Origin of the sequence: Ruegeria sp. EL01, assembly GCF_900313035.1 — a bacterium.
Classification (GTDB): domain Bacteria; phylum Pseudomonadota; class Alphaproteobacteria; order Rhodobacterales; family Rhodobacteraceae; genus Ruegeria.
Genome location: NZ_OMPS01000046.1, coordinates 213,369 through 231,364, shown reverse-complemented (window position 1 = coordinate 231,364; position 17,996 = coordinate 213,369). Strand labels below are relative to the sequence as shown.

The following is a 17,996-nucleotide window of genomic DNA, read 5'->3' as shown; positions in this document are numbered from 1 at the left end:
TCGCGCCGGATGGTGAATTTCAGCGCCAACGGCGACCTGCTTCTTCGGTTGCCAGTCCGGCGACAACAGCGCCGACGCCCAATGTCACAAGGATTTCAGGAACAAGTAGCAATTGACCATATTCGAGCCCAATCTTGAAGATGGCCAATAACGCTTCAAATGGGCCGTCATAACGGTGGCGCATCGCCAGGCGGAACATCTCATAGCAGCCTTGCACAAACAGCGCCCAGAAGACCAACGAGGCAACACCCGTCAGGCCATTATTGACCCCCGCAGTCCAGCCACGACCCGCACGCTTGCCCATGATCTTCCATCCGCAGATCCAGCCCAACGCGATGTTTACAATGGTGAAATAGCCATAGTCTTTACCCTCTTCACCGTTTTCGATGATCATGCTCGACACCAAGAAGGCAATCGCCACCAGACAGATAGCGGCAACTAGACGTGAGGCACTGGGCATCCTGAATTCCGTTCCTTAACTGGGCTTTGCTATGGTGATCTGTGTCACATCACAATTGCCTGTGTCAAAGGCCGCTCCGCATGCGGTCAAATAATAATTCCACATGCGGCGAAAACGCTCATCAAAACCCAACTCCGAGACCTGATCCCACTTGGCGTTGAACGTCTCGTACCAGCGTCGCAAAGTCAGGTCGTAGCTTTTTCCAAACTCCTTGGAGCGCACCAGTTTCAGCCCCGCCAGATCAATTTGTTCGCGCAAAACCGTAGGCGACGGCAGCATTCCACCCGGAAAAATGTATTTCTGAATGAAATCAACGCCGTTCTTGTAGAAATCCCACCTATGGTCCCCAACAGTGATAATCTGAAAAGTGGCTTGTGCCCCTGGCTTCAGCCTGTCCCTTACGGTTTCAAAGTAGACCGGCCAGTACTTCTGGCCCACCGCTTCGAACATTTCGATCGAGGCGACCCCGTCATAGTGTCCTCGCTCATCCCGGTAGTCCTGCAGCTTGAATTTCACAAGATCAGAAAGTCCTGCTTTTTCTATACGTTGAGAGGCAAACTTCAACTGTTCTTCACTAATGGTCAGACCTGTTACGCGAAGGCCACGCTCTTTCGCGGCATATTCGGCAAAGCCACCCCAACCGCATCCGATCTCAAGGATATGATCACCGGGCTTGGCACCCATTTCGTCCACCAGGCTTGCATATTTGGCCGTTTGCGCTTTTTCCAAGCTTTCCTGCCCCGTTTCAAACAGAGCGCTGGAATAGGTCATCGTGTCGTCCAGCCAAAGACCGTAAAAGTCATTCCCCAGATCATAATGGTAAGAAATGTTCTTTTTCGCCTGTGTTCGGTTGTTACGGTGCAGCCAGAAGCGCAACCGCTCGTAAGCCTGAATAAGAAACTTACCCGTGAACCCGTCGTACACTGTTTCAGTTCCCAAGTGCACAAGATCCATAAAGGACCGCAGATCCGGCGTGCTCCAATGCCCATCCAGATAGGCGTCAGAGAAACCCAGCTCACCCTCGCGGATCAGACGGGCAAAAACATCCAGGTCGTGGATATTGACCTGAGCAACCGGACCCGGTTTGCCCCCCTCGGTCCGAAAGGTGCGACCATCCGGCAACGTGATATCCAGACGGCCAGACTCCATCTCGCCCAGCATCCTAAAAACCTGGGCGAAATACCTGGGTAGGTTTTTCTGCCCCTCAGTCGTCGTTAAGATCATCCGCTCTCCCCTTTGCGGTGCCTGTAGAAAGCTAGGCCGCGATTCCGTTTCTGGCAAGTTTTCAGTTCCTTACTGACTTTTTCGGCATTCATACGCGGCCAATGCCCGACGTCGCCCATCGGACAATGCAACGACAGGTTTCGGATATTTTGCGTCCGGCCGCATGCCCCAGGACCTGGGAACAGCATCAAAATAGGCCAGCGCCGTATCACTGGGTTCTGTCTGATTTTCCGCAATCCACCGCCGTACATAAGCGCCATCAGGGTCAAATCGGTCCTGTTGGGTCTGCGGATTGAATATCCGGAAAAAAGGCGACGCGTCCGGGCCGGATCCGGCCACCCATTGCCACCCCATTGCGTTGGCCGCCGGGTCCCAATCAATCAGGCAGTCCGCAAACCAATCCATGCCAATCCCCCAATGGGTCATAAGATGTTTGGTGAGGTAACTGGCAACGATCATCCGTGCGCGGTTGTGCATGCGGCCTGTGACGTACATCTGCCGCAAACCGGCATCGACGACCGGAATACCTGTTCTTGCCTGCCGCCATGCAACGACATCCGGGTGGTCGGGATCGGTGGTCCAGGGAAACCCATCCCATTCCGGCTTCCAGTTGCCGGTCAAAAGGCGCGGCGTGTGGAACATCAGGTGGTACGCAAACTCGCGCCACACAAGCTGCCGCAGAAACGCCTCGGTCCCGGACACGCCCATCATGCCCGCGCGTTGCACCGTATGCCATGCGGTGCGTGGCCCGATTTCCCCCAACGACAGATACTCTGACAGGTTCGATGTCCCATCCAGGCCCAAACTGTCCCGATCGTTGGAATACCGGCTCACGCGGTCCAGAAACCCGTCTAGGTGATCGAGCGCCGCCTTTTCGCCCGGCTTAACATAGCGGCGAACGAAGCGACCCCCGCGGTTCATCGCTGCGCCTAGATTCCAGATTTCCAGATCGTCAGAAACGGGCCAATGCGTCGGCGCTGGCAACCGCGTCGGAGGCGCATCCGCGACCGAGACCTCCTGCCCTTGAACAGCTCGCCACCTTGGTGTGAAAACGCGGAACGGCTGTCCTGCTTTGGTTGCAACGGTCCAGGGTTCGAACAGCAGATGGCCGGCAAACGACTTGGCCCGCACGTCCTGAGTGCCCAAGGTCGACTTGACCAATGTATCCCGTTCGATCGCTTCCGGATCATAAGCACGAGACCAGTAAACGGACTTGGCGCCCGTTTCTGAGATCAATTGCTGCAATTGACCCAACGCATTGCCGCGACGCAGGATCAGTCGGCTGCCAATTTGACTTAACGACCGCTCAAAGACTTCTAGGCCAAGTCCAAGGCGCCAAACTGGGGCAGCACCCATTTGCTGGGCCAGATCGTCCAAAATGAAGACAGGGATGATAGGGCGGCCTGTTTCCACGGCCGCCGTTAGCGCAGGATGGTCCGACAGGCGTAAATCCCGTCGGAACCATAAAATAATCGGTGACTGCCCCTGCGCCATATTCGCCCTGCTGTTTTCTTAGATATACGAGGCAGGGCGAATTTCGGATCACAAAATGCGTTCAAGTGCTCCTAAAAGCTGATCAATTTCGTTTTGAGTGGTGTAGTGGGTAAAACTGATCCGAAGAACGCCCTGCACTGGATCGACCCCCATAGCTTGCAATGGGCGCGATGCATAAAAGTCTCCGCCGCCAGCCATGATACCATGCTGCGCGAGCTCTGCCGCAACTGGTTCTGCCGGGCGGTTCAAGGATAAGGCTATCGTTGGCGCACGCATAGATGCGTCTGACGGGCCAATCAAACGAACGGCATTTCGATCTTTCACAGCGTCCAACACCGGTTGCAGCAATGCAACCTCATGCGCCCGCATCAGATCATGAACAAAGGCTCCCTGCTCGGCTGCACCTGTCTTTGGCCCGCCGTGATGGCCGCACAGCTGTTCCACATAGTCCGCCATCCCTGCGCTTGCTGCAATCTGTGCATGATCGGGGCCTGCCGGGGTGAACCGTTTGTGCAGAACATCGCCGTTAAAATAATGCGCCTGGTTGGGCAGAAGCTCTCCAAGAGTGCGGCGAATGATCATGCAGCCTTGATGTGGGCCATAGGTTTTGTAGGCCGAAAACAGGTAGATATCCGGTCCCAGATCCCCGACATTTGGAAACCCGTGCGGTGCATATGACACGCCATCCACACATACGAACGCACCCGCAGCATGGGCGATTGCAGTAATCTCGGTCACCGGATTGATCTCACCCACCACATTCGAACAATGAGGAAAGCACACAAGACGGACTTTGTCGTCCAGCAGATTTTCCAGATCCTGCGGGTTCAACGCCCCAGTGTCAGGATCGATCTGCCACTCTCGAACCTCGATCCCGGCGTCAGCCAATCGCCGCCACGGGCCGGAATTGGCCTCGTGGTCTTGATCAGTCACAACAATGGCTTCGCCCGGCGTCATCCACTGCCGGAACGCCTGTGCCAGTACATACGTGTTTTGGGTGGTTGAGGGGCCAAAACTCAACTCATCGGTATCCACGCCCAAGATGGCGGCCATTCGCGTGCGCGCCTCATCCATCTCTTGCCCGGCAAGTCGGCTGACCTCGTAAGCGGCGTAAGGCTGAACCTTGCGCTGAGTGTAGAACCGCGTCAGCCGGTCAATAACCGGTTTACAGGTATAAGATCCGCCTGCATTTTCAAAAAACGCTTGCCCTGTCAGGCTGGGTTCGGAAAAGGCGGGAAACTGCGCCCGAACAAAATCGATATCAAGAGAGCTCATCGCATCTCACTCCTCAGTCATGCTGCACACATCAAATGAGGGGCCCGCGCATGTTTCCAGACACCTCAGAAATCATGGCAGGTCTTCCAGCCTCTCCAAAGCCCTGATCGCGACACGGCATCGGCAGTTCTTTGGATTGATTGAAAAATCCCAAGAACGGCGACACGTTGACGGTGGACGCCACGCTCGTCAAGCATGGCATGCACACAAAAAAGCCGGCCCCTTGGGTCCGGCTAATTGCAAGTCCAGTGTCGGAATGATCAGCCTTGAACCTTGGTATACGTCCCTTCACCGGCCAGAATGCCGCGGAACCCGCCGGGTTCATCCAACCCGAACACGATCAAGGGCAGATTGTTGTCCCGCGCCAATGCAATGGCCGAGGCATCCATAACCCTCAGGCGCTTGGCCAGAACATCATCATAGGTCACCGTGTCATAACGCACGGCATCCGCATGCTCCTTAGGGTCTTTGTCGTAAACACCGTCGACGCCATTCTTGCCCATAAAGATCGCCTCACAGGTCATTTCGTTGGCCCGCAACGTCGCAGCGGTGTCCGTGGTGAAATACGGATTGCCTGTTCCGGCGGCAAAAATGCAGACACGCTTCTTTTCAAGGTGACGCACGGCGCGGCGGCGAATGTAGGGTTCACACACTTCATCCATGCGAATGGCCGAGATCACACGGGTAAACACCCCTACCTCTTCCAGTGCGGATTGCATCCCCAGTGCATTCATGACGGTGGCCAGCATCCCCATGTAATCCGCTGTCGTCCGCTCCATCCCCTGTGCCGAGCCGCTAAGGCCACGGAAAATGTTGCCCCCGCCGATGACCATGCAGATCTCGACACCCAAATCATGCACCGATTTGACCTCTTGCGCGATGCGCTGGACCGTTGGCGGATGCAAACCGAATCCCTGATCCCCCATCAAAGCCTCACCCGAAATCTTCAACATCACGCGTTTATATGCTGTTTTAGGGGTTTCTTCGGTGTCGATGGACGGGGAAAGGCTCATGTTGCGCTCCGGGCTGGCACGGGTTTATTTTCCGGCGCAAAATGAAGCAAAAGCTCCGCAGGTTCAATGCGGTTGGTAAGGAATGAGGCAACCGGGAATGACCGACCCTTCAGCAGCGCAACTATGGGACCGCCTGCCCCCGATCCCCGAGCGCAAACCGGTGCTGATCGCTGGCCCCACGGCGTCGGGAAAATCCGCGCTGGCCTTGCAAATCGCCGAGACCTTCGGCGGCGTTATTGTAAACGCCGACGCCAGTCAGGTTTATGACTGCTGGCGGGTCATCTCTGCCCGCCCCTCAACCGAGGAAGAGGCCCGCGCCCCACACAAACTCTATGGCCATATCTCCTATGATCAGGAGTATTCGACCGGGCACTGGCTGCGCGAAGTTGTTCCCTTGCTGACCGGCGATCAACGTCCAATCATCGTGGGCGGCACAGGTTTGTATTTTACTGCGCTGACCGAAGGCATGGCCGAAATTCCAACGACTCCGTCACATGTGCGATCCACAGCCGACCAGATGTCACTGTCAGAGCTGACGGCAGGCGTGGATGATCTGACGCTTGACCGGCTGGACACCAATAATCGCGCCCGTGTGCAGCGCGCGTGGGAGGTTCAGCAAGCTACCGGGCGCAGCCTGTTGTCCTGGCAAGCCGAAACGCCCGCCCCGGATTTGGCTTTGTCACATGCCGTTCCCATCGTCTTTGATGTCGACAAGACCTGGCTGCTGGGCCGGATCACGCGACGCTTTGATCAAATGCTGGAAATGGGCGCGTTGGACGAAGTCGAGGTTATGCGTGATCGATATGATCTGTCCCTTCCGGCTTACAAGGCAATCGGTGTCCCCGAATTGGTCGCGTATCTCGACGGAAAAATGACGCTGGATCAGGCCCGCGGACGGGCAACGATCTCGACCCGGCAATTTGCGAAACGACAGCGGACGTGGTTTCGGGCTCGAATGAAGGATTGGTATCATGTTGATTTCTCAAAGTGATACTTGATCAGGGCATTTTTGACCTTGCGAGCTGCCCAATGACCGACGCTATTTTACCGTGGGATGGGTAACCCAAGCCTGGTCGTTAAATGTCTCACTTTGATAAGTGCGCGAATCTTCAGCGGATTGTGCTGGCATCATCAGTTGAACTCCCCTCAAAGATGTCGTTTTTTTGCCATCTATGACGATTTCGAACATTGACCTCATGCAAATTCTGGTGCCGAATGCCGCCATGGGGATGCTGAGAATCCAAAAAAGAAAACCCATCGACCTACCGTTCGGCGCCCGCTGCGCCGGGTAGCTTTGATCTTCACAACAAAAAAACTGTGTCACAGGGAGATGCATTTATGACAAATCAAACAACCACCGGAGCACCGGTACACTGGGCGGCTGAGATGCATGCTCAGGAGTATCGGGACGGTAAGTTAAATCGGCGCGAGTTTCTGACCCGCACCACAGGGCTGGGCCTGACGGCCGCCGCAGCCTATGGCATGATCGGTCTCGCCGCGCCTGCCCGCGCGGAAGGCGAAGACGCCAAGCAAGAAGGCGGTACAATCCGCGTTCAGCAGGAAGTGCGCGCTTTGAAAGACCCGCGTACCTATGACTGGTCTCAGATCGCCAACGTCACCCGTGGCACCATGGAATATCTGGTCGAGTATAACTCGGATGGTACGTTCCGCGGCATGCTGCTGGAAGGTTGGGAAGTCAACGAAGACGCGACCGTTTACACGTTGAAAATCCGTCCTGGCATCAAGTGGAACAACGGAGACGATTTCACAGCCGACGACGTTGCCCGCAACATCGCGCGCTGGTGTGACAAGAGTTCGGAAACCAACTCGATGGCGGGTCGTTTTGCGACCTTGATTGACGCTGACTCTGGTCAGGCAATTGATGGCGCTATCGAAGTTGTGGATGCAAATACCGTTAACCTTAACTTGCCCAACTCTGACATCTCGTTGATCGCGGGCATGGCCGACTATCCGGCCGCTATCGTGCACAGCACGTTCAGCGAAACCGATCTGCTCAACAATGTGGGCACCGGTGCATACCTGATCGAAGAGCTGGAAGTTGGTGTGAAAGCATCGCTGGTACGCAACGAAAACCACGCCTGGTGGGGCGAAGAAGTCTTTGGTCGCCCGGCGCTGGACCGCATCGAATACATCGACTACGGCACTGATCCTTCGGCCTGGTTGGCCGCTTTGGAATCCGACGAAGTTGACATGCTGTACGAGTCGGTCGGTGAATTCATCGATGTGATGGACAGCCTTGGCTATGTGAAGTCGGAAGTTGTCACGATGAACACCATCGTTGTTCGACCGAACCAGCTGGCCGAGATCGACGGCAAAAAACCTTACGCGGACAAGCGTGTGCGTCAGGCCCTGCAGATGGCTGTGGACAATGCGGTTTGTCTGGAACTTGGTTATGGGGGCCGTGGGTCGCCTGCGGAAAACCACCATGTTGGCCCGATCCATCCGGACTACTTTGAACTGCCTCCGCAGAAAGTCGACCCGGAAGGCGCTCGCGCTCTGATGGAAGAAGCCGGAATGGCCGATTTCGAGCACGAGCTGATGTCAATCGACGACGACTGGCGCCGCAACACTACCGATGCCGTTGCCGCGCAGCTGCGTGACGCGGGCATCAAGGTCAAGCGGACGGTTCTGCCGGGCAACACGTTCTGGAACGACTGGGCCAAGTATCCGTACAGCTCGACCAACTGGAACCACCGTCCTCTGGGTGTTCAGATTTGGGCGCTGGCCTATCGTTCGGGCGAAGCCTGGAACGAATTCGGCTGGGCCAACCCTGATTTCGACAACTTGCTGACCGAGGCACTGGCCATTGCTGACGCAGACAAGCGTCGCGAAGTCGTCGCCAAGGGCGAAGCGATGATCCAGGAAGAAGGCGTCACCGTTCAGCCATACTGGCGGTCGCTCTATCGTCACATGAAGGACGGTCTGGTGGGCACTGACATGCATGTGTCGTTCGAACACCACCACTACAAATGGGGCTGGGCTGCGTAAAACCCGCCTACTCACCCCCAAGGGGCGCCTGATTTGGGCGCCCCTTTCCAGCCGCAGACATTCCGACGCGGGGTCGGACGTCCGAGGCCAGAAAATGGTCCATTGATCTGCGGAACACCCGAATAACAGGGGCCAACATGGGACTATTCATCCTCCGACGGTTCGGCGTCATGCTGTTAACGGCATTGTGCTTGACGTTCGTGGTTTTCTTTCTGACCAACCTCTACCCAAACCTTGAAAAACTCGCCAAGACGCAGGGTAACCAGCGTATGTCCGACGAACAGGTCGAGACATGGCTTGAGAACAGGGGATATCTGCAACCGACACTCATCAAATATGGCCAGTGGTTGGGCGTTATGCCGGGCTACCAGAAGGTTCAGGAGGATGGCCAGGTTTTGGGCACCTGCACCCGCCCCGGATCCACGGCCGATAACACCCCGAGGTTTTGCGGAGTTCTGCAAGGGGACTGGGGATACTCCAGTGTGTTCAAAGACGAAGTTGGCAGCATAGTCGGCAAACGTCTGGGCAACACAGGCTTTTTGATGCTCTGTGTTCTGGTGCTGATGGTTCCATCCGCGCTGATCGTCGGCGTTCTGGCGGGGATGCGAGAGGGATCAGCCCTTGACCGGTCCTTGTCCACCTTCTCGATCATCACAACGGCGACGCCGGAATATGTGTCCGGCGTGATTTTCATTGCGATATTCACCTCATCCACTGTGGGCCTGAAATGGTTCAAGGGGACAGCGACGCAGGCGATGGACAATCCGACCTTCGAGAACTTCTTTCTGCCGGTTCTGACCATTGCGCTTTATGGGATGGGCTATATCGCCCGAATGACCCGCGCGTCGATGACCGAGGTGATGACGGCGCAGTATATCCGGACTGCTCGTCTGAAAGGCGTATCCTTTCCCAACATCGTGGTGAAACACGCATTGCGCAACGCGTTGATCGCACCTTTCACCGTCATCATGTTGCAGTTCCCATGGCTGCTGAATGGCGTTGTGATCGTCGAGACCTTGTTCAACTACAAGGGCTTTGGCTGGGCGCTGGTTCAGGCTGCGGGGAACAATGACATCCAGCTGCTGCTGGCGATTTCGGTCGTGTCGGTCTTTGTGGTTCTGGTGACGCAGCTGATATCCGATATCGGCTATGTCTACCTCAACCCACGCATCCGTATTTCGTAAGGGAGATAGAACATGGAACCTCTTACCTGGACCGGCTCTATCGCCTTTCTGAACCCGCTATTGATGGTCGCCCTTGCTGCATTGATCCTGTCGATTGTGATCTGGATTGTCGGAAGCATCTTCCTGCCGGAAGATCAGGTCACCGTAAACCCGGATGGAACAATAACGTCCAGCAGCGGTGTTCGAAACCTGACCAACCTGGCCTTGCGCTACAGCTTTGTTGCATGCGTGGCATTGGCAGTCGGTTACTTAGTACTGGGCATCGTCATGGGCACCAGCGCCGGCATTGTCGGGGCAATTTCCCAACAATTCCTGCCTGTCTGGATGGCGCTGGTCATCATGTTTGCCATGTCTATCGCCTATAAACGGCGGCTGGGTCTTTATGGCAAACTGTATGACAGCCCAATCGGCATGATCGGGTTCGGCCTTGTGATGTTCTGGGTGTTCACCGGGATTTTCGGTGCACTCGACCTGATCGTGACACAGGACCCCTTGGCGCAGGTCTCGGGCATGAAGAACAAGGTCCCCGGGACGCCCTTGCCGAGCCCCGAAGACGGACAATACGCCTGGTATCTTCTGGGCGGCGATAACCTTGCCCGCGACGTCTTTAGCCGAATGGTCAAAGGGGCCTGGATTGTGGTGCAGATCGCACCGCTGGCAACCATGTTTGCCTTCATGGTCGGCATTACCCTCGGCCTTCCGGCGGGATATTATGGTGGTCGTCTGGACACGTTCCTGTCGTTCCTGGCCAACCTGATCCTGGCTTTCCCGGTCATCCTGCTGTTCTATCTTCTGGTCACACCAGAAATCGTGGCGACCGGCGTGCCGAACTATATGGCGGCCGTGTTGTTCGTGTTCCCGATCCTGTTTCTGACCGTTCTGCTAAACTCGCGCTATTACACGAGACCAAGTTTCCGCACGCCTCTGTTGATCGGAGTGCTGGGGGTAACGGTCTGGCTGTACTTATCGCTAATTTCAACAAACGGGTACGTGATCAACACGGATGATTACAGCATCTGGGGCCTGCCCACCTATCTGGATCTTTTCGACGTTCCAGGCGGCATTCTGGTGGTGTTCGTTTCGGTGGTCTTCGTGAACTCACCCACCGTGTTTCGCATTGTCCGAGGTTTGGCACTGGATATCAAAACCCGCGACTATGTTGCTGCGGCACAGACCCGAGGCGAAGGTCCTTGGTACATCATGCTTTGGGAGATCCTGCCAAACGCGCGCGGCCCACTGATCGTCGATTTCTGTCTGCGCATTGGCTATACCACCATCCTGCTGGGCACCTTGGGTTTCTTCGGGTTGGGTCTGCCACCGGAAAGCCCGGACTGGGGTTCTACGATCAACGAAGGGCGTAAGTTGCTGTCGATCTATCTGCACCCCGCCCTGCCGCCCGCCTTTGCGCTGCTGTCTCTGGTTCTTGGATTGAACCTGCTGGCGGACGGTCTGCGCGAAGAAAGTCTGAAGGATTGATGCGATATCGGCCGGGGGCTTTGCCCCCGGACCCCCAGGATATTTTTAGCCAGATGAAGGGGTTCCCCCAGACTCTCGCGAGGAGATACTAGATGAGTAAAATGGCGGAATATGACGGCCCGATCCTCGAGATCGACAAGCTGTCGATCTCATTCTTCACACGTCTTCGGGAAATTCCCGCCGTGATGGATTTCTCGGTCAGCGTGCAACCCGGCGAGGCTGTTGGTTTGGTCGGGGAATCCGGCTGCGGCAAGTCCACCGTGGCGCTTGGCGTAATGCAAGACCTTGGCAAAAACGGCCGGGTCGTCGGCGGCACGATCAAGTTCAAGGGGCGTGATCTGGCCGAGATGAGTTCGGAAGAACTGCGCGACATCCGCGGCAACGAGATCGCCATGATCTATCAAGAGCCGATGGCATCGCTGAACCCGGCGATGAAAATCGGCAGACAGCTGATGGAAGTGCCGATGATCCACGAGGGCGTGGGCCAAGATGAGGCTTATGCCCGTGCTTTGGAAGTGGTTACCGATGTGCGTCTGCCCGACCCCGAGCGGATGTTGAATTCTTTCCCGCATCAGCTGTCAGGTGGTCAGCAGCAGCGTATCGTTATCGCGATGGCGCTGATGTCAAAACCTGCATTGCTGATATTGGACGAACCAACAACCGCGCTGGACGTGACAGTCGAGGCCGCTGTGGTCGAATTGGTTAGGGATCTGGGCAAGAAATACGGCACCTCGATGCTGTTTATTTCGCACAACCTTGGTCTGGTTTTGGAGACCTGCGACAGGCTATGCGTGATGTATTCCGGTGAAGCAGTTGAACGCGGCTCGATCAAAGACGTGTTTGATGAGATGCAGCACCCCTATACGCAGGCGTTGTTCCGCTCGATCCCTCTGCCGGGCGCGGACAAGAATTCCCGACCATTGGTGGCCATTCCGGGCAACTTTCCCCTGCCTCACGAACGCCCGTCGGGGTGTAACTTTGGCCCACGATGTGACTATTTTGAAGAAGGGCGCTGCGACTCTCAGAACATTCTGATGGATGCTGTTCCGGGCAATGATCGGCATCACACACGTTGTCTGAAGTTCCAGGAAATAGACTGGAACGCGCCGATCACATTGGCTGATCAAAAGGAAAAGGGCGAAATCGGCCGCGTTGTTCTGAAAATGGACAACCTCAAGAAATACTATGAGGTGGCCGCAAACGCCTTGTTTGGGGGCGGTACAAAGAAAGTTGTGAAAGCCAACGAAACGCTGAGTTTCGAAGCCCATGAGTCCGAGACGCTGGCCATTGTGGGTGAATCCGGTTGCGGAAAATCCACGTTTGCCAAGGTTCTGATGGGGCTTGAAACCGCGACAGATGGTCAAATCCTTCTGGACAATCGCAACATCGAAGACGTGCCAATCGAAGATCGGGACGCCAAGACAGTGGGCGAGGTTCAGATGGTGTTCCAGAACCCGTTCGACACCCTGAACCCGTCTATGAGCGTGGGCCGCCAGATCATCCGGGCGCTGGAAATCTTTGGCGTGGGCAATACCGAGGCTGAGCGCAAAAAGCGAATGCTCGAGTTGTTGGATCTGGTGAAACTGCCCCGCGCCTTCGCCGAGAGGATGCCAAGGCAATTGTCCGGTGGCCAAAAGCAACGTGTGGGCATCGCGCGTGCCTTTGCTGGGGACGCGCGGATCGTTGTGGCGGATGAACCTGTCTCGGCGCTTGACGTGTCTGTTCAGGCCGCGGTGACTGATCTGTTGATGGAAATTCAGCGCGAGCATAAAACAACTCTGCTGTTCATCAGCCACGATCTGTCGATTGTGCGCTATCTCAGCGACCGGGTCATGGTGATGTATCTGGGTCATGTGGTCGAATTGGGAACAACGGATCAGGTCTTCTCGCCGCCCTATCACCCATACACCGAGGCCCTGCTGAGCGCGGTTCCAATTGCGGATACGTCTATCGAGAAGGAGCACATCGTTCTGGAAGGTGATATTCCATCCGCGATGGACCCTCCGCCGGGATGTCCGTTTCAGACACGTTGCCGTTGGAAATCCGAGGTGCCGGATGGACGCTGCGAGTCGGATGTGCCTCCGGTGAAAACACTGGCAGACGGTCATCAGGTCAAATGCCACCTGGCCGACGACGTGCTGGCGCGGATGCAGCCGGTCATAAAAATCGCCGCAGAGTGAACGAACCAAATTGACGGAAAAGGGCCGGTCAGTGACCGGCCCTTTCCATTTGCACTCCATTGTCATCTTGGCGCGACGAATATGAAGCACGTCGTGAGTGGTAGTCCCGATGGCTGGGTCCTTTACCCTGTCTGCACGTTGTTTCCGAAGTACATGAACTCCTGAGTCATTCCTTTCACTTCGCCCGCTTCCAACTGTAAACTGGCGCTGTCCAGCATCTTGTAACTCTGCTGGGCTTTGACCCACTCGTCAGCAGATTGCAGCGTCGTCAGCGTGTACGATGTGACGTCGTTCAGGTAGTGCGTTGGAATAATGATTTTGGGCTTTAGCTTGGCCACGATGTCATTACCCTGATCAAAGCTAAGGATATGCTCGGACCCGTCGACTGGCAGGGTCAAAACATCAACCTCCCCAATCGAGTCCCAGAATTCCTGGGGTGGATTGTGGCGATTATCCCCCCAAATCAACGTGCGAATGCCACCGGTTTCAACCAGATAGACAACCATATCCATGTGACCGACATTGTTCGGCGGGCAGGCCTCGGCACCGAACTCGGCCAGAGCATTTGTCCAATCATACCAGCCCGGAGCGACGCAGGCGTGTTTGTCGGCAAATCCGGTGATCTTCAGATCCGCAAATTCGAAATTGCCCGCCATTCGATCCAACACCATTGTGGAACTTGGGCGTTCAATCGCATCGTGGTCGAAATGCGCATGGGTCGACATTGTGATATCCACCGGGATCTGCGGGAATTCGTTCCGGAACCACAATCCCCAGGCACCGGATGGATCATCCCGCCAAGGGTCAAACAGAACTGTGGCCCCGCCGGGTGATGTGATCTTGATGGCGCAATGACCGTAATACTCGATCCCGACGGTCCCGGTACTCGCTTGACCCGTTGATCCTTGCAGATCAATCACGTGGTTGTTGTTGCCCGGTTGCAGCCAGGCTTGTGACTGGGCCTGCGCTGGTTTCACCCCGACCAGCGAAGCCCCCGCACCTACGCCGGCCGCACCGGCTGCTATGAAAAAGGATCTCCGCGAAAGCCCGGGGGCCAGCGCATCCTTGTTGCCTTTCACAATGGTGGGCTTCAGATCTTTGCGATCCATTGTTAGTCCTCTCTGTTGGATTGGCACGGTACGTCCCGCGACATGTCAGAGAGGGTAACAAGTCATCAACCTTTGGCTCAGGTCGGAAAAATCAGGGGGAAATATGGGGGCAATCCCCATATTCCCTAGTCACGAAATCGCGAGCAGATGGCTCCGCAGGTTTTGAGCACGCCCATCAAGGCCAAGTTTGCGGCGGATGTTGTTGCGATGAAAATCAATGGTCGATGTTTCGCGCGATAACGTCTTGGCAATGTCTTTTGTCGTTTTTCCAAACATGACCATTTGCGCAACTTCAATCTCGGTCGGTGTCATCACGGCAAAAGCGTCCGTCAGCTTGTCCGACATCGACGACGTGATTTCATTCAGATTGTTTTCCGCCAATTCGAGATACACGTGCTGGGCTTCATCGCGCCCTAGGTGGCTGCGAACCTTGTCGAGATAGGGCAAGACCCTGTTTCGAACCTGCTCGACAATCTCATGGTCACGGCTTTTGCGATCATCGTCCAAACTGGACAACAGAACGCGCAGCGCAGTGTTGGTTTCCCGCAATTCGCGTGTACGTTCTGCAACGCGGTTTTCAAGCTGCGCCAGTGTTTCGTTCAGCTTTTCTTCAAGCGCGCGGCGCAGGTAAACCTCTTGCAACAAAGCTAAATCCGATTCGACGATGCGCGCGAACTGACCCAGACCTTCCCTAAACAAAAGCGCCTGACGATTGCGTTTCCGATCCAGGACACAAATGGTGCCGAATACCGTTCCATCGGGCCACTTCAACGGCAGACCGATATAAAATGACATTCCATGTTCCAAATCGTCATTGTCGGCCCAAGCCGGATCACAGGTCGCATCTTCGACCAAAAGCTCTCCATCGCGCTCAAAGACCCCCTGACAATATAGCTTTGGGTTCAATTGAAAGCTCAGCCCAACCGGATAGGGATTGTCCGGATGATCGGAGGTTATGAGCACCGCGTGTTCTGGCGCATCAGTTTTCATGATCAAACTGGCAGGCACATCTGCAAGCTGCGCAACCAGATCAACCAGTTGCTGCCAGTTGGCCAAAGTATCCTTGGGAATGTTTGGGCGATCACTTGGCATCCAGAGGCCCCTTTTGCTGGGCAGTTCTCTTTCAGACTAGATTGCCGGACGGTCATCTATCAAGAAACGGACACTCTGCACTGCGGCATCGCGATTGTCAGCCGCCCCAGATCACTTTCACGTAGTTCTGGGTTTCTTTGTAGGGTGGGATTCCACCATGTTTTTCAACCGCCTTCGGGCCGGCATTATAGGCGGCCAGTGCAAGACGCCAGGATTTGAACTTGCGATACTGCCACGACAGATACCGCGCGCCGCCCTCAAGGTTTTGCTTGGGGTCATGCGGGTTCACGCCCAACAGGTCTGCTGTCTGCGGCATAAGTTGAGCCAACCCCAGCGCGCCTTTGTGGGATTTGGCATGCGGGTTCCAGCCACTTTCCTGCTGCACAAGGCGCAGAAACAGCTCCTCCGGAATACTGTGCAATCGGGCCGCTTCGCGGGCCATCGAAAGGTATTGGCCGCGATAGTTGCCGGTATAGCGTTTGTTGAATTTCCCTTGCGCTGCCTTAGGCTTCAGCCGTTCGGACCCGCGGTACTGTGTCGCCGCACGGGAATCCAACACTTTGGCCTGCTTCAGAAAAATGTCCTTACGGCTTTTAGAGGACAGCGTCTGCGCTTCCACCGGACCTGAAACCGATGCAAGGCACAGGGCACACAAACCAAAAACCAGAGAACGCATGAAAGCCTATCCCGCTCGTTCCAAAATCAGACGGAGTATATGTATTCCAGTCAAAAATGAAAGCTTGGTAAATGGTGTCGAAAGAATTCTTGCCGACTGTTGTTCCGATCAACTGTGTTTTAACCATGATGCAGGCCGTATAGGGTCGCACAGACACGCAGCGCCAGATTCGGCGCATCTAAGTTAGCACAGAACGGGGAGTTTCATGGCGGGTTCAGTCAACAAGGTCATTTTGGTCGGCAATCTTGGCCGCGATCCCGAGGTCCGGTCATTCCAGAACGGCGGAAAAGTATGCAATCTGCGCATTGCCACGTCGGAGAACTGGAAAGACCGCAATACCGGCGAACGGCGCGAGCGTACGGAGTGGCACTCGGTCGCCATTTTCTCGGAACCTCTGGCCCGTATTGCCGAGCAATATCTGCGTAAAGGCAGCAAGGTCTATATTGAAGGCCAGTTGGAAACGCGCAAATGGCAGGATCAATCTGGTCAGGATCGGTATTCAACCGAGGTTGTTCTGCGTCCTTATCGCGGCGAACTGACCTTGTTGGACAGTCGGGGTGGTGAAGGCGGCGGCGGACAATCTGGCGGCTACGGCGGCGGCCAGGCCGGTGGTGGCTATGGTGGCGGAGACCCATACGGCGCCCCATCCAGTGCCCCTGCCCCGGCATCCGGCGGAATCGATGACGACGAGATTCCGTTCTAAGCGAAACGGAGACATCAAATGACATGGTCCTTCTCTCTCGGACGATTGCTCGGCTCCGAACTGAGGGTCCATGTCACCTTTTTCCTGTTGTTGGCCTGGATCGGATTTGCCGCCTATTCCAGCGGCGGGTGGCCCGCAGCAATCGAAAATCTGGTTTTTGTGCTGGCTTTGTTTGCCTGTGTGGTCGCGCACGAATTTGGTCATGCCCTTATGGCGCGGCGCTATGGGATAAAGACCCCTGACATCACGCTTTTACCCATTGGCGGCCTTGCGCGGTTGGAACGGATCCCAGAGAAACCAATGCAAGAGGTCTGGGTGGCGCTTGCCGGTCCCGCCGTCAACGTCGCGATCTGGGTCATACTTGTCATACTGGGCGCCGGGATGCCTTACGAGGCTATCACTCAGATCGAGTCCGCCAATGTCGGGCTTCTGGACAGGCTCGCCTACGTCAATCTGCTTTTGGCCGCTTTCAACATGATCCCGGCATTTCCCATGGACGGAGGCCGCGTGTTCCGCGCGCTGCTTTGCCTTCGGATGGATCGCGTCAAGGCAACGCGATTGGCGGCCCTCGGTGGTCAGGTTGTTGCGGTCGGGTTTGGCTTCCTGGGGTTAAGCTCTGGCAACCCAATCTTGATCCTGATCGCCGTGTTTGTCTTCGTCGCGGCCAACGCCGAAAGCCAGGATGTGGCCCTAAGGTCCGTTGCACGCCGCGTTTTGGCACGTGATGCCATGATTACCGAGTTTCACGCCCTGTCCCCCGCCGACACGCTTAGCACAGCAGCGCAGGCAGTTATTCACACCACTCAGCATGAGTTCCCGGTATTAGATGCAGACGGCGCGTTGCTGGGGTTTGTGACCCGGGATCGGTTGTTTGCGGCGCTTGCAGGGGATCATCCCCGCTCGGACCTGGCAACTTCAATCATGGAAAGCGACATTCCCCAGTTGGGTTTGACGGTGGGTCTTGAGACCGTACTGGAAGAATTGCACAAAGGCGCGCCGGCCATCGCCGTGCTCGGTCGGACTGGACGTATGATTGGCTACATCACACGCGAAAACATAGGTGAATTGATGGTGATCAGAGGGCGCTAAAACCCATTTTAA

Annotated in this window: 15 protein-coding genes; 7 read left to right on the top strand and 8 right to left on the bottom strand. The window is 55.9% G+C overall.

The features are described from left to right. Positions 1-19 precede the first annotated feature (19 nt). The 5 genes from D9K61_RS21525 to pyrH all read right to left on the bottom strand — a co-directional run bounded on the left by D9K61_RS21525 (position 20) and on the right by pyrH (position 5,466). The gene (locus D9K61_RS21525) at positions 20-460 is read right to left on the bottom strand and encodes a TrgA family protein (RefSeq protein ID WP_120635252.1); all 441 of its coding nucleotides are present in this window, start codon (positions 458-460) and stop codon (positions 20-22) included. A gap of 15 nt (positions 461-475) precedes the next feature. Continuing rightward, positions 476-1,684: a cyclopropane-fatty-acyl-phospholipid synthase family protein gene (locus D9K61_RS21520; protein ID WP_120635251.1), complete on the bottom strand. Its 1,209-nt coding sequence runs from the start codon at positions 1,682-1,684 to the stop codon at positions 476-478. A 69-nt stretch (positions 1,685-1,753) separates the two neighbouring features. Further along, a complete protein-coding gene (locus D9K61_RS21515; RefSeq protein ID WP_120635250.1) occupies positions 1,754-3,178 on the bottom strand; it encodes a deoxyribodipyrimidine photo-lyase in 1,425 nt (474 codons plus the stop codon). Positions 3,179-3,226: 48 nt separating this feature from the next. Then, positions 3,227-4,453, bottom strand: a complete 1,227-nt coding sequence (locus D9K61_RS21510) for an aminotransferase class V-fold PLP-dependent enzyme (RefSeq protein ID WP_120635249.1) — start codon at positions 4,451-4,453, stop codon at positions 3,227-3,229. A gap of 260 nt (positions 4,454-4,713) precedes the next feature. Continuing rightward, the gene (pyrH, locus tag D9K61_RS21505; RefSeq protein WP_120635248.1) at positions 4,714-5,466 is read right to left on the bottom strand and encodes a UMP kinase; all 753 of its coding nucleotides are present in this window, start codon (positions 5,464-5,466) and stop codon (positions 4,714-4,716) included. Positions 5,467-5,563: 97 nt separating this feature from the next. Between pyrH and miaA the strand changes: the two genes are divergently transcribed. The 5 genes from miaA (at position 5,564) to D9K61_RS21475 (ending at position 13,315) form a co-directional block, all read left to right on the top strand. Continuing rightward, positions 5,564-6,457, top strand: a complete 894-nt coding sequence (gene miaA, locus D9K61_RS21500; RefSeq protein ID WP_120635247.1) for a tRNA (adenosine(37)-N6)-dimethylallyltransferase MiaA — start codon at positions 5,564-5,566, stop codon at positions 6,455-6,457. Positions 6,458-6,804: 347 nt separating this feature from the next. Beyond that, positions 6,805-8,475, top strand: a complete 1,671-nt coding sequence (locus D9K61_RS21490; RefSeq protein ID WP_120635245.1) for an ABC transporter substrate-binding protein — start codon at positions 6,805-6,807, stop codon at positions 8,473-8,475. A gap of 137 nt (positions 8,476-8,612) precedes the next feature. Continuing rightward, positions 8,613-9,659 carry an ABC transporter permease gene (locus D9K61_RS21485; protein ID WP_120635244.1) on the top strand — a complete coding sequence of 349 codons (1,047 nt, stop codon included), beginning with the start codon at positions 8,613-8,615 and terminating at the stop codon, positions 9,657-9,659. A gap of 12 nt (positions 9,660-9,671) precedes the next feature. Further along, complete coding sequence (locus D9K61_RS21480) at positions 9,672-11,135, top strand: ABC transporter permease (protein ID WP_120635243.1); 1,464 nt, start codon at positions 9,672-9,674, stop codon at positions 11,133-11,135. Positions 11,136-11,227: 92 nt separating this feature from the next. Then, positions 11,228-13,315 (top strand): ABC transporter ATP-binding protein, encoded by a 2,088-nt coding sequence (locus D9K61_RS21475; RefSeq protein WP_120635242.1) that lies wholly within the window; start codon positions 11,228-11,230, stop codon positions 13,313-13,315. A 122-nt stretch (positions 13,316-13,437) separates the two neighbouring features. Here the strand turns inward: D9K61_RS21475 and D9K61_RS21470 are convergent, their stop codons facing one another. The 3 genes from D9K61_RS21470 to D9K61_RS21460 form a co-directional block, all read right to left on the bottom strand. After that, positions 13,438-14,424 carry an MBL fold metallo-hydrolase gene (locus D9K61_RS21470; protein ID WP_120635241.1) on the bottom strand — a complete coding sequence of 329 codons (987 nt, stop codon included), beginning with the start codon at positions 14,422-14,424 and terminating at the stop codon, positions 13,438-13,440. Positions 14,425-14,553: 129 nt separating this feature from the next. Further along, on the bottom strand, positions 14,554-15,516 hold the full coding sequence (locus D9K61_RS21465) for a LuxR C-terminal-related transcriptional regulator (RefSeq protein ID WP_120635240.1): 963 nt from the start codon (positions 15,514-15,516) through the stop codon (positions 14,554-14,556). A gap of 97 nt (positions 15,517-15,613) precedes the next feature. Beyond that, complete coding sequence (locus D9K61_RS21460) at positions 15,614-16,192, bottom strand: lytic transglycosylase domain-containing protein (RefSeq protein WP_120635239.1); 579 nt, start codon at positions 16,190-16,192, stop codon at positions 15,614-15,616. Between the two features lie 205 nt (positions 16,193-16,397). Here D9K61_RS21460 and ssb point away from each other — a divergent pair, with 205 nt between their 5' ends. Further along, on the top strand, positions 16,398-16,895 hold the full coding sequence (ssb, locus tag D9K61_RS21455) for a single-stranded DNA-binding protein (protein ID WP_120635238.1): 498 nt from the start codon (positions 16,398-16,400) through the stop codon (positions 16,893-16,895). Between the two features lie 18 nt (positions 16,896-16,913). Then, positions 16,914-17,984 carry a site-2 protease family protein gene (locus D9K61_RS21450; RefSeq protein WP_120635237.1) on the top strand — a complete coding sequence of 357 codons (1,071 nt, stop codon included), beginning with the start codon at positions 16,914-16,916 and terminating at the stop codon, positions 17,982-17,984. Positions 17,985-17,996 lie beyond the last annotated feature (12 nt).

Bases quoted from the DNA above. Each gene is read 5' to 3' on its own strand.
- D9K61_RS21525 (WP_120635252.1), bottom strand. From the start codon at position 460: ATGCCCAGTGCCTCACGTCTAGTTGCCGCTATCTGTCTGGTGGCGATT.
- D9K61_RS21520 (WP_120635251.1), bottom strand. From the start codon at position 1,684: ATGATCTTAACGACGACTGAGGGGCAGAAAAACCTACCCAGGTATTTC.
- D9K61_RS21515 (WP_120635250.1), bottom strand. From the start codon at position 3,178: ATGGCGCAGGGGCAGTCACCGATTATTTTATGGTTCCGACGGGATTTA.
- D9K61_RS21510 (WP_120635249.1), bottom strand. From the start codon at position 4,453: ATGAGCTCTCTTGATATCGATTTTGTTCGGGCGCAGTTTCCCGCCTTT.
- pyrH (WP_120635248.1), bottom strand. From the start codon at position 5,466: ATGAGCCTTTCCCCGTCCATCGACACCGAAGAAACCCCTAAAACAGCA.
- miaA (WP_120635247.1), top strand. From the start codon at position 5,564: ATGACCGACCCTTCAGCAGCGCAACTATGGGACCGCCTGCCCCCGATC.
- D9K61_RS21490 (WP_120635245.1), top strand. From the start codon at position 6,805: ATGACAAATCAAACAACCACCGGAGCACCGGTACACTGGGCGGCTGAG.
- D9K61_RS21485 (WP_120635244.1), top strand. From the start codon at position 8,613: ATGGGACTATTCATCCTCCGACGGTTCGGCGTCATGCTGTTAACGGCA.
- D9K61_RS21480 (WP_120635243.1), top strand. From the start codon at position 9,672: ATGGAACCTCTTACCTGGACCGGCTCTATCGCCTTTCTGAACCCGCTA.
- D9K61_RS21475 (WP_120635242.1), top strand. From the start codon at position 11,228: ATGAGTAAAATGGCGGAATATGACGGCCCGATCCTCGAGATCGACAAG.
- D9K61_RS21470 (WP_120635241.1), bottom strand. From the start codon at position 14,424: ATGGATCGCAAAGATCTGAAGCCCACCATTGTGAAAGGCAACAAGGAT.
- D9K61_RS21465 (WP_120635240.1), bottom strand. From the start codon at position 15,516: ATGCCAAGTGATCGCCCAAACATTCCCAAGGATACTTTGGCCAACTGG.
- D9K61_RS21460 (WP_120635239.1), bottom strand. From the start codon at position 16,192: ATGCGTTCTCTGGTTTTTGGTTTGTGTGCCCTGTGCCTTGCATCGGTT.
- ssb (WP_120635238.1), top strand. From the start codon at position 16,398: ATGGCGGGTTCAGTCAACAAGGTCATTTTGGTCGGCAATCTTGGCCGC.
- D9K61_RS21450 (WP_120635237.1), top strand. From the start codon at position 16,914: ATGACATGGTCCTTCTCTCTCGGACGATTGCTCGGCTCCGAACTGAGG.